An 11678-nucleotide genomic window follows, 5' to 3' on the forward strand; every position below is an offset into this window, starting at 1 on the left:
TTGGTATTTCACTTTCGAACCATGGCGTATTATTGTTGATTCATGGGGGATATACATACCTCCGTCATCTAGAGATTCATACAAGGGGTGTGCACGACATGGGGGATTCACAGGGATTATACCAATCGAACAATAAGAAACAAGTTGGTTTTGCGCTTGGCATTGGATTAACCTTAATGATTGCATTAGTCGCAAAATATTTAGCAGGCTTTCCATTTCTCTCTATTATGGGCCAATTGGTCATTGCCATCTTAATCGGAATTATTTGGCGGGCAACCATTGGAGTGCCGGGCACGATCACTCATGGCACTGATTTTTCCAGCAAAAAGCTACTACGTCTAGGGATTATCCTGCTTGGCATGCGGCTGAATCTAATGGATATCGTTGCAGCAGGTCCACGGGTATTTCTAATGGCTGTTATCGTGATCGTATTTACGATCCCTGTTGTATACGGACTTGCTCGACTGTTCAAGGTTGATAAGAGACTCAGTATCTTAACCGCCTGTGGAACAGCGATTTGCGGTGCGGCAGCGGTGGTGGCGATTGCTCCACAAATCAAAGCCAAAGATGACGAAACGGCCATAGGTGCAGCAATAGTAGCTATTTTAGGTACAATATTCACACTGCTCTACACTTTTTTGTATCCTTTTCTGGGCTTGTCGGATCTAGGTTATGGGGTATTCTCGGGAGCGACTTTACACGAAATTGCTCACGTCATCGCGGCTGCTGATGCAGGTGGGAATGCAGCGGTGGATATGGCGGTTATCGTCAAATTGACCCGGGTTGCCTTGCTCGTTCCGGTCGCCATCTTAATTGGGATTTGGACCAATCGTGCAGAAAGAAAGGTTCAAGGTGGCCAGTCTAAAGCATCGTGGAAAAGCATTCCTATTCCTTGGTTTATTCTAGGTTTCTTACTCGTCAGTGGTGTGAATTCGTTAGGGATCGTATCCGCATCGGTGGCAAATGGAATTGTAACGATTGCTTATATGTTAATCGCTATGGCGATGGCTGGTCTTGGTTTAAACGTTGATTTGGCGGCATTTAGACGGCTGGGGATGAAGTCTTTTGCAGCAGGACTTATAGGTTCGGTCTTGTTGTCCCTAGTAGGATTTACGTTAGTTCACTTGCTTGGGCTGGCATGATCTTTTGCATATATTAGGATGGTAAGAAATGAACTACTTCATATCTAAATATTGTCCTTCTGTTTATCATTTAATGTGGCTGGTTATGCATGAAATGGATGGAGGGACATCAGGTGAAATATTGCATAGGGGAATTTGCTTCCATTCTCGGTGTAACTGCGGATACGCTGAGGTTATACGAGAAACATGATATTGTTAGGCCGACTAAAGATAACAGCAATAATTACAGATATTTTAATGATTTAGATGTAAGAGATTTGCTAATGAGTAGATGTACAGAAGTATGGGGATTCGATTGCCGGAAGTGGCGACGCTGATGCTAAATAAGATGAATGAAATTCATAAAGAACTCAGGGAATTAGAATCCTCTTTATATACGTGCAAACTTAAATAACTGCCCGGCATGTACAGACTAAAGCAAACGGATAAGAACGCATTATTAAAAAATAATAATGTAAAAAGCCTGGTCAACACTTGGATGGATCTGAAGAAGCAACGAAGACAGGTGTAGATACAGAGTTTGGAAAAGCTGCTGAGTTCTTAGAACCTATGGGCGAAGAAGGTCCATATTACGCAATCATTGCTGAATCAATAACTTAGGTTCCGTTGGTGGTTTGCTAGTGAATACCAAGTTCCAAGTTCTGAATGATAAACGCACTCCGGTGCAAGGATTGTTTGCAGTAGGTCTTGAATCTGAAGGCGTATTATTTAACGACACATATGTTGGAAATGGCGTAGGAATAGGCTATTCCTTTACTTCAGGGCGTCTTGGCGGGGAAAACGCAGCTAGTATTGCATTAGAGAAATCTAAGTAACAATTTCCCGGAAAATATTTGAATTCTTGATCAAGACGCAGGGTTGTCCCTTTAGGATGTAGCGTAGACATAATTTTACGCAACGGGGAGAGCTCTGCGTCTTTTTTCGTGTGGACTAGAGCCAATCTTCCTTTAACAAAGATTTAAGCAGTTCTACGTTAGCTGCCCCAAGCTTGTTAGCGATTCTCTGCTCTAATTCGATTTTGGTGATCATCATTCTTTGATTGCATTCGATCCCCTTCTGGGTAAGGATGATGTTTTTGTCACGCAAATTTCCTTCGACTTCAACTGCTTCCACGTAGCCGCGAGATAACAGTCCTTGAATGCATTTATGTGTACCCTGCCTTGAAATATGAATAATTCTACTGATTTCTGAGATCGAGAGCATTTGATGTGCCTCAAGAAACGCTAGGATATGGGATTCAGTCTTATTGATTTGATCCGGATCTTGGTCAGTCACTATTTTACGTAGGGCTAGATGCTTCTCGCTGAGTAAATCAATTAGGTTCATTTCTTGCAGATGGTTATCCATGTGAACACTCCTAAATCATCGCTCGTTTATCCAAGTATAAGTCATTTGCGTTTATTGTCAACTTGGTTGACTTAGTTTAAGACGCTGTGTTATTGTAATCCAGGTTGACAATATAGAGATAAAAGATTATTTACGTTCATCATGTGTGCTTTGATGGTGCTGGGTATGAGCATTTACAATGTAGCGCTGATGGAGGGCTGGTCAGTACGCTAGTTAAAGATGTGATCATCGGCTACATACCTGCATTTATAGTTGCATTTATTCTGGATGTGTTTGTTGTAGGTAAGGTTGCGAAAGAGATTGCGCATAAGTTGGTTAAAGAGAATGATCCGATGATCAAAAAAATCATGTTCATATCCTTTTTTATGGTGACCGGAATGGTGTTGTTTATGTCCTTCTATGGCGCAGTTCTTCATGTAGGATTCTCCTCAGAACTAACGATGGCCTATCTGTCTGCGATAGGTAAGAATTTCATTGTTGCACTTCCACTGCAAATCATTCTAGTTGGGCCGCTCACACGATTTATCTTTGTAAAGATTACTCCAGCTACTGCATAGAGAATGTTTACATTACCATTACGCAAATCTGCAGGTTAGATAATACTATTATTCTATATTGATAGAAACTATCAATAGGAGTGAATATCTACTTGAAACCCACAGGTAAAGCAATAATTTCCCTTATACTTACAGCTGAGATGCTATTAGGCTCCGCTTGGATGGCAGGTCCAGCAGTGGCAGCATCCGTTCAATCGGGTACACCTTATACTGCAGACGGTAAATACGATGTTAGCATTCCTCATATTGTTGTTAATCAAGTGTATGGTGGGGGGAATACTGCCGATGCGTCAGGTGGATATTTCTCGAAAGGTTACATTGAGTTATATAACCCGATGGATTCAGATGTGAGTCTAGCGGGTTGGTCTGTACAATATTCGGATCCTAAGCTCGCTGGACAATGGAGCAAGCTGGATTTGAACGGAACAATTAAGGCTCATTCCTCTTATCTCATTACTGATGATGCGAGTAACAAGGATCACAAAAACGATATCAGTAACAAAGGCGATCAGTCTTGGCCGGGGATGTATTTTAATAACAAAGGCATGAAGGTTGTTCTGCTAAGTAGTACAGACTTGTTGCAGGTTGTGAATCCATTTCAAACGAAACCAAGCAGTTACGTGGACATGATTGATGCAGCGGCCAATGATAATAATGCGACGATTGACGGCTATGAAGTGGATTACCCAACGGGTAAAACGGAAGGTACCTCCAAGCAAAAATCAGTCCGTCGCGTTTATTTTGTGGATACAGATAACAATAAAGCAGATTTCAAACAAATTAGCTTTGATACTCTGGATGCTTCTTCCCTGGCATTGTTTAAACCTCATAACAGTGCGGATGGACAATGGAGTTTGAAAGTGCCTGATTTAGGCATCGCTACAAAGAATCTTTCAGAAGCAAAAGTCGGATCGCCTTATTCGGTAACATTATCCGTTTATGGGGGAGTACAGCCGTATTCTTTTGAAGCTGTTGGTTTACCAGACGGATTATCACTGGATGCAGCATCTGGGAATATTAGTGGAACACCGACGAAAGTAGGAGCGGCCACCGTCAGCATCGCCGTGTATGACAGCTCATCGCCTCGAATGAAGGCGGAAGCTGTACTTTCATTGAAGGTAGCTGAAGCTGCAGGTCCAGTAACTCCGGATCTGCTCAGCGTAACTAAGATCGGCGGTTATTCTGTAGGAGTGACCAATAAAGATGGCGGCGTGGCGGAGATCGTGAAGTTTAATCGCGATAACGGCAAATTCTATCTCGTTAATGGTTCATCTCACCCTGCAACAGTCGATATTGTGAATCTCAAGAACTCTTCCAATCCGCAAAAAGAATATAGTATTAACGTAGAACAGCTATCTGAAGTGGATGGATTTACATACGGTGACCTAACGAGTGTAGATATCAACACAGCTACTAAACGGATCGCTGTAGCCATTCAAGAAGAAAACGCCATGAAGAATGGTAAAGTTCTTGTTCTTGACTATGAAGGGGAATTGCTAGCTTCTTATGAATCGGGAGTTCAACCGGACATGGTGAAGTATACCGATGATGGCCGTTACATTTTGACAGCGGACGAAGCGGAACCACGCACTGCAGCAGGTGATCCTGAAGGTAGTGTAACGATCATTGATACGTACAAGAACACTTCGATTCAGGTGAAGTTCGATAACCCCGATGTGATTTTCGATAATGTGCATATTCGCGGGACGGCTGATCCGGTTACGAAACAGATTACAGGTGAAGGGGATAAGAAGGATGCAGTACGTGATCTGGAGCCAGAGTTCGTTGTACTTTCTGAGGACCAGACCATTGCTTATGTAGCCCTTCAAGAGAACAATGCCATCGCCGCAATCGATATTGCCTCCAAGAAGGTTCTATGGGTCAAAGGATTAGGCTTCAAGGATTTGAACCTTCCTAACAATGCTCTGGACTTGGTAAAAGATAATAAAGTGAGTTTGGAGAATGTTCCATTCTTCGGTACGTATATGCCTGATGGTATAGATCAGTACACGGTTGGTGGAAAGACTTATTTGTTCACAGCCAACGAAGGTGACGCAACCGAATGGGATAGTAAAGTGAGCGTGAGTACGGTCAAAAAAATGAAGGGCTCTTTAAATCCAGACTCAAAAGCGGCAGAGTTTCTGAATAAAAATAAAGATAAGTATGATAGTGTGGAAGTCATGTCTGATATGGGTAATGATGGGATTTACTTGTACGGTGGCCGTTCATTTTCCATATGGGAAGCAGATTCAATGAACCAGGTTTACGATAGCGGAAGCGATTTTGAAAAGATTACCGGAGAACGTCTGCCGGACTATTTCAATGCAAGCAACAGTAACACGACCATGGATAACCGTAGTACGAAAAAAGGACCAGAACCTGAGTACGTCAAGGTGGGTAAGGTTGGGCAAAAAGCGCTTGCCTTTATTGGTCTTGAGCGGATCGGTGGTCTGATGACTTATGATGTGACGAATCCAGAGAAACCGAATTTTGTGAACTATATCAATACTCGAGAATTCACGCCTGCGAACAACATCGAAACTGACACTGGCCCTGAAGGTATCGAATTTATTCCAGCAACGTCAAGCCCGACAGGATTGCCATTAGTGCTCGTAGCGAATGAGGTTGGCGGTACAGTAGGCATCTATCAGTTGAATGTAACGAAGATTTCACTGAACCAGACTTCGCTGTCATTGAAGGTGGGTGAAGCTTCAGCAACGCTTGAGGCCAATGTTGTTCCTGCTGTTGGTGGATCGAATGCTGTAACTTGGAGTTCCTCGAATCCAAGTGTAGCTTCCGTTGATAACAACGGTAAGGTAACTCCTTTGGCAAAAGGAACGGCGGTTATCTCTGCATACAGCGCAGATGGTTATGGTATAGCTGAATCGACGGTAACGGTAGCTGCGGCTGATCTGGTCACTACAAATCCGGGGCCAGGTACCACGGTAACCGTTAAAGATCCAGTTAAAGAGGCGGCTACACCAGCTGTAACCACAGAAGGTAATAAGATTATCGTAGAGGTTAAGGCTTCAGCGGATGCAGAAGGTAAGTTAGTAGCCTCCGTCACTTCGGATATGGTTACAGAGGCACTTAAGTCTCTGGCGAATAATGCAAACGGTCAGTTGGTGTTCCGCTCTAACGTAGATGCAACTGCGGGTGGAATTGCACTTAACTTCCCATCGAATGTTTTTGCGGCACTTGCAGGTAGTACTGCAAAGTCAGTTGTATTTGAAGCAGGAGCCGGTACGATAACGTTGGATCGTAATGCACTCTCAGCTGTGAACACAGTAGCAAAGGGTGAGGACATTAAACTGTCCATTAGTAGTGCAGACACTGATGGGAAAGGCAAAGCCCGGGCTGTGATTGGCACTCGTCCAGTCTTAAGTCTAGGGATTTTTGCAGGAAGCCTGCCTATTTCTAACCTAGGTGCTGGTTTTGCGACAATAACAGTACCGTATACACTAGGAGCAAATGAGGATGCTAACGCAGTCGTAGCTTATGATTTGACGAATGCAGGTCAAGTGGTTGTACTGGGAGGTAGCAGCTATAACGCAGCAACGGGACAACTGATTTTCCGAACTTCACAATTCTCCACGTATGCAGTAGGGTACAACAAAGTGAGCTTCACTGATATTGGAAGCAGCTTTGCTAAGGATTCTATTACTTATTTGGCCGCTCGTGATGTAATTACTGGCATCGGTGAAGGTAAATTTGGATCTAAGAGTCAACTAACCAGAGCAGATGTTACCTTGCTTCTAGCTCGTTTGGCGGGTGCTGAACTGAGCGCAGAAGGAACAGGAAACTTCACAGATGTTAAGGCTGACGATTATTATGCGGCAGCGGTAGCGTGGGCTAATCGCAAGGGAATTGTTACCGGAGTGAGTGAAGGACTGTTCGATCCTCAGGCAAATGTAACTCGTGAGCAGCTATCTGTCATGATGGTGCGCTTGGCGAAAGTTATGAACTGGACATTGCCTGTAAATGCCAACAGTTCAGCTTTTGCGGATCAGAACTCGATAAGCTCTTATGCTCTTGAATCAGCCACAGCTGCTCAACAGGCAGGAATTATTTCAGGAAAGCCTGTTGCAGGAAGTTCGGCGCTAAATTTTGCTCCAAAAGATAAAGCGACCCGAGAAGAAATAGCTCAAATGTTAGCGAAGCTGTTAAAGCTGAGTCAATCCTAAGCTATCATCAGATATCTTGATGACAATAGAAACGCTCTCCAATGCCATGATGGGCAAAGGAGAGCGTTTTGTTCTATGCTTTCTTTTTTACAGGTTCGAGCAGATTTAACACATACTGATTTCCACTACCTTTGGGGCTATCGTTACGGATATGCTCCTCAAGACATAATCTTGAATCGTGGTCAGCTTGATAATCAAAGTTATTGTCTAAAAAACTCATCAGTGCTTGCCATGAGCCGTAGATATCATCACTGCTTTCCGTCATCGCATAGAGACCGCCATCGAACCGCATCTCTTTAAGGTGGCTTGGTATTTCTACATTTTCAGGAATGGAGGCACAGAATCCATAGCCATAAGGGTTATTTTCACCACTAGGATGCGGATTCGTATTCCCACCAAATAGACGTGCTGTTCCCAAAAGATGGCTAGCTTCCAACCATTCCGTGACTGGAATCATTGCTTCATCCTCTGGAGATGTACTGACTGCAATATTATAGGCAAATCTCATAGGTGGAAGTGTAATGAATCTTACATGGATAGGTGGAGAGTGTTTAATCGTTGTCATAGATAGAACCTCCTCATTCTCATTGATATCATCCAATGTATTGCATGACTCTTCGTTCAACGTTAATAACAAATGGTTAGTTATGGGTTCCTCAATACGTGCGGATATTAATTGTAAAAAGAAGCGGATTTCGCGTTCCTTTTGTGTAAGTTCGGATTTCTCATTATGAATTGAAGCGGATTGCTGAAGAAGTGTTTCATATAAGGACTGAACGGACATGTTCTGTAGGACGGTTCCGATATCCTTAATACTAATATCCAGCTTTCTTAATAATGCGGTGATTCGAATGGCGAGGATTGCGTGCTCATCATAAATTCGCCAACCCGAGCTAGCCTCTCGGTGACTTTCAAACAATCCTTGTGCTTCCCAGTGACGCAACGTTCGACTCGTCAGCCCTATTTGCGTAGAAAGCTTATCAATGGTCACAAATCCACTCATAGACAACTCCCGTTCTATAGATTGATAAGGCGCCCTATGAGAAGTATTTTAGCACTTAACGTTACGTCAATTGCAAGGACTTAATTGTGTCTGTATGTTCGATATAATTTACATTTCTCATACAAAACTGTGCCCGGTATTTAATGTACAGCTTCTACAATTTAGATATTAGTAAAAAGTACCTATTGCCATATGAGGCTTTATACGGAGGATGATAATGTTGAAGGCTAGGTCTATGCATCTATCAATGAAGTGGAAGTTGATCTTGAGTTTTTCTGCCGTAGTACTATTCTTTCTAGGAGTAGCGCTATACCAAAACTATAAAATCAATCAAGTAGAAGTCTCTATGGAAACGCAAAAAATGGAGATGGAAAAAAGAATTATAGTATCTACAATTACTCAACTGCTTCAAGAAATGAACGGTGTGGAGACCTCTCTAGCGGGTTCTAGCGATTTAGAGTTTACTCAACCATTTAAGGACAAACAGACAAAGTTAATGGAAGAATTGGGCAAAGTAAAGTTTGAGGCAGAATCGCCTGCGTCTAAGGCGTTAGAACAGTTACATAATCAAGTTGGAGGATATACAGGCTATTTTGACGGATTAGTGAATATCATAAAGGACGAGCAGCTTGATCCCATGGCCGTTCTGGAACGAATAGATGAATTACATACGAAGGCAATGGCTATGAATAAAGCTATGCTGGAGACCAATGAGAAACTATATACAGCAGCAGCAGAGAACGCAGAGAAGGCCCAAGATTATTCTTTTGATTTATTAAATTTGACAAGTTCTATGGGTGCTTATGCAGCAATACTAGTATTCATTTTCACGCTTGTTATTGCTGTTATGCTTATACGTTCCTTCCTGAACCCTATAAATAAGCTGCAAGTAGCTCTACGTAAAATTGCTGAGGGAGATTTGCGGCAGCAGATTAATTCGCCATATAACGACGAGCTAGGAAGTCTGAGTCATCATTTTGACCATATGGTGTTGCGGGTACGAGAGATGCTTCAGCAGACCCAATCTGTAGCTTCTTCGCTCGCGACTTATTCGCACTCTTTTCAACAATCTTCATCGATTACCGCTCATACGAATCAAGAAATTGTAAGCACAATACAGGAAATCTCTGTAGGCGCTGAGCAGCAAGCTGGACAATCTGAGCAGAGCGCAAGCTTGATTCAGGAATTGGAACGGGAAGTTCATGAAATTACGGAATATACCGAGGTTATGCTATCGACAAGTCAAACGGCTAATCACAATACTCGAAAAGGTTCCGAATCCGTCATCGCTTTGCGCGAGGTATCAGAGCACTCACGAGAATCCGTGAATAAGGTTTACCTCGCTTTAACCAAATTGAGCGACCAGTCGAAGGATATCTCCAGAATAACCAAATCAATAACAAACATTTCAAACCAGACCAATATTCTCTCTCTAAATGCAGCGATTGAAGCGGCACGGGCGGGAGCTTATGGAAAGGGCTTTGCTGTCATAGCAGATGAAGTGAGACAATTATCTGATCAGACCAAAGAGTCCTCCGTACATATCAGTCAGATTATTAATGAGCTGCAAGCCGGGATGGATGAATTCCAGCAATATATGCTGGAGACAAAAGGAAACCTTGAAGAGCAGGATCAAAAAGTGGCTGAAACGTTGTCATCTTTTGAAGCGATCGACCAGTCGATTGTTGAGATTAGTAAGCAGATTGGGCAAATCCATGACAAGGTAGATATAACACAGATTATGAATCGTAGACTCGCAGAGTCCGTTCACAACGTGGCGGCCATTGCTGAGGAAACTGCGGCAGGGGTTCAGGAAGTGAATGCCTCTAGCGTGCAACAGGACAACGCGATCCGCGACATTGCCCGCCAAGCTGTTGAGATTAATGAGATTTCGCAAAAATTATTCAAGGAAATCAACGTCTTCAAGATTAATTCGGATATCGTAGACGAGATTATCGCTGGAGATGACAGTGTCTCACCTGACGATGAAACGCCTGAGGAGCGGACTTATTTGACAATCTCTGCATAGGAAGAGGTTTGATTGCCTGCTCGCACATAGGGAGCAACTTGATTTACTAATTTTGTAACGTAAAAAGGTAGCTTAGAGGGGGATCCTTCTAACTACCTTTTTTGAGCGATAAGTGTATTTAATGCAGCTATTAAAGGATGTGTTATCCTCTATGAGTGTTTAGTTGTACTTAGTGCAGTTATTTCTACGAGAAATGGCTGTTAGTGGTGTTTAGCTAGTTTTTAATTGCACTGAATACAACTAAAGTCGAACATAAGCTTGGCTGGCCTGATTTAGTTGTATAGAGTGCAGTTATCTAAATATTCTCTGAGGTTTTGTACAATAAAAAAGCTGCCTCCTTCGTAGAAGAAATCTACTTAGAGGTAGCTTTTTTGTCGCATAGTTGAATGAGGAAGGATGAAGGATGAAGGCGCGTGTTATTCCTCGTATGTTTTGTTCAGAAAGCTGACTAGCTCTGGGAGCCAGTTATTTAGATTGAGAAACTTGTACCCCGCCGACTGGGCTTTGGTTGTATCCATAAACCAGGATTGTTCAATTCCGAATGGTGACATATGCTCGTCTGCGGTTTGGTTCTGGATGATGGCTTGCTTCTCTGTTTCTTCTTCAATGATTGTGAGAATATCCTTAATTCTAACCGTACCGTCTGAGCAAGCGTTGAACGGTCCTGCCATAGTAGAGCTACAACCGAGCCAATATAGGAAATCAGCAGCCTCATCCGAACGGATAAAGGAGATATGTGCTTCGGGATTCGGTATACCAATAGGCAACTCATTACGGATATGCTCAATATGAAAATGAAGTCTTCGCGTATAATCATCTATTCCCAGCACAATTGGAAAGCGAACCGCGGCAACTGGGAAGCTAGCCTGCTGCATGAAGACGGCTTCCGCCAGTCTTTTTCCCTCCTGATAGGTGAAATCATTTCGTCCTCCGTAGCGGATAGGGTAAGTTTCAGGATCGAAAATCTCCTCAGTCAGCGCTTCTTCGCTGAAATCATACACGGATAGACTTGAGGTGAGGATATACCGTTTTGTTTTACCATCAAAAATCCGTCGTGCCTGATCCGCTTCATCCGGTGAATAACAAATATTATCGAACACGACATCCCATAGTGTATCTCCTACTGCCTGAGCGAGCTCGTTCGGTTGGAAACGGTCCGCATGGATACGGTGAACGCGATCTCCAAAGGAATCGCTAGTTTCCCCGCGCGTCAGTATCGTTACGTCGTTTGCGGAATCCTGTAGCAATCGTTCAACTAATCTTTTTCCAAAAAAGCGCGTGCCGCCTATGATAAGAATCTTCCTCATATGATGCCACTCCTAACTAATAATAAAGTATGTTAATAAGTCTAATGAATGTAAGCTTCTCTAGCTCATAGCCAAAAACATCACATAAAATCACACAAATCGCACTGTT

Annotated in this window: 10 protein-coding genes; 7 read left to right on the forward strand and 3 right to left on the reverse strand. The window is 43.0% G+C overall.

Annotated elements, in window-relative coordinates; all coding sequences use genetic code 11:
• The first annotated feature begins 98 nt into the window (after positions 1 to 98).
• The 4 genes from MHH52_RS09150 to MHH52_RS09165 all read left to right on the forward strand — a co-directional run bounded on the left by MHH52_RS09150 (position 99) and on the right by MHH52_RS09165 (position 1957).
• A complete protein-coding gene (locus tag MHH52_RS09150; RefSeq protein WP_340008071.1) occupies positions 99 to 1142 on the forward strand; it encodes a YeiH family protein in 1044 nt (347 codons plus the stop codon).
• 113 nt (positions 1143 to 1255) lie between these two features.
• On the forward strand, positions 1256 to 1459 hold the full coding sequence (locus MHH52_RS09155) for a MerR family transcriptional regulator (protein ID WP_340008072.1): 204 nt from the start codon (positions 1256 to 1258) through the stop codon (positions 1457 to 1459).
• 157 nt (positions 1460 to 1616) lie between these two features.
• On the forward strand, positions 1617 to 1742 hold the full coding sequence (locus MHH52_RS09160) for a hypothetical protein (RefSeq protein WP_340008073.1): 126 nt from the start codon (positions 1617 to 1619) through the stop codon (positions 1740 to 1742).
• A gap of 20 nt (positions 1743 to 1762) precedes the next feature.
• Positions 1763 to 1957, forward strand: coding sequence for a hypothetical protein (locus tag MHH52_RS09165; protein WP_340008074.1), 195 nt, complete (start codon positions 1763 to 1765; stop codon positions 1955 to 1957).
• A gap of 115 nt (positions 1958 to 2072) precedes the next feature.
• Here MHH52_RS09165 and MHH52_RS09170 read toward each other — a convergent pair whose 3' ends face one another.
• Positions 2073 to 2489, reverse strand: a complete 417-nt coding sequence (locus tag MHH52_RS09170; RefSeq protein WP_340008075.1) for a helix-turn-helix domain-containing protein — start codon at positions 2487 to 2489, stop codon at positions 2073 to 2075.
• Between the two features lie 143 nt (positions 2490 to 2632).
• On the opposite strand from MHH52_RS09170, the gene MHH52_RS09175 reads away from it, so the two are divergent.
• On the forward strand, positions 2633 to 3046 hold the full coding sequence (locus MHH52_RS09175) for a DUF2798 domain-containing protein (protein WP_340008076.1): 414 nt from the start codon (positions 2633 to 2635) through the stop codon (positions 3044 to 3046).
• 92 nt (positions 3047 to 3138) lie between these two features.
• Positions 3139 to 7230 carry a choice-of-anchor I family protein gene (locus MHH52_RS09180; protein ID WP_340008077.1) on the forward strand — a complete coding sequence of 1364 codons (4092 nt, stop codon included), beginning with the start codon at positions 3139 to 3141 and terminating at the stop codon, positions 7228 to 7230.
• Between the two features lie 73 nt (positions 7231 to 7303).
• Here the strand turns inward: MHH52_RS09180 and MHH52_RS09185 are convergent, their stop codons facing one another.
• Positions 7304 to 8233, reverse strand: coding sequence for a MerR family transcriptional regulator (locus tag MHH52_RS09185; RefSeq protein ID WP_340008078.1), 930 nt, complete (start codon positions 8231 to 8233; stop codon positions 7304 to 7306).
• A 217-nt stretch (positions 8234 to 8450) separates the two neighbouring features.
• On the opposite strand from MHH52_RS09185, the gene MHH52_RS09190 reads away from it, so the two are divergent.
• Positions 8451 to 10262, forward strand: a complete 1812-nt coding sequence (locus MHH52_RS09190) for a methyl-accepting chemotaxis protein (protein WP_340008079.1) — start codon at positions 8451 to 8453, stop codon at positions 10260 to 10262.
• A 416-nt stretch (positions 10263 to 10678) separates the two neighbouring features.
• Here MHH52_RS09190 and MHH52_RS09195 read toward each other — a convergent pair whose 3' ends face one another.
• On the reverse strand, positions 10679 to 11569 hold the full coding sequence (locus MHH52_RS09195) for an NAD-dependent epimerase/dehydratase family protein (RefSeq protein WP_340008080.1): 891 nt from the start codon (positions 11567 to 11569) through the stop codon (positions 10679 to 10681).
• Between the last annotated feature and the right edge of the window lie 109 nt (positions 11570 to 11678).

Origin of the sequence: Paenibacillus sp. FSL K6-0276, from assembly GCF_037977235.1 — a bacterium.
GTDB lineage: Bacteria > Bacillota > Bacilli > Paenibacillales > Paenibacillaceae > Paenibacillus_AQ.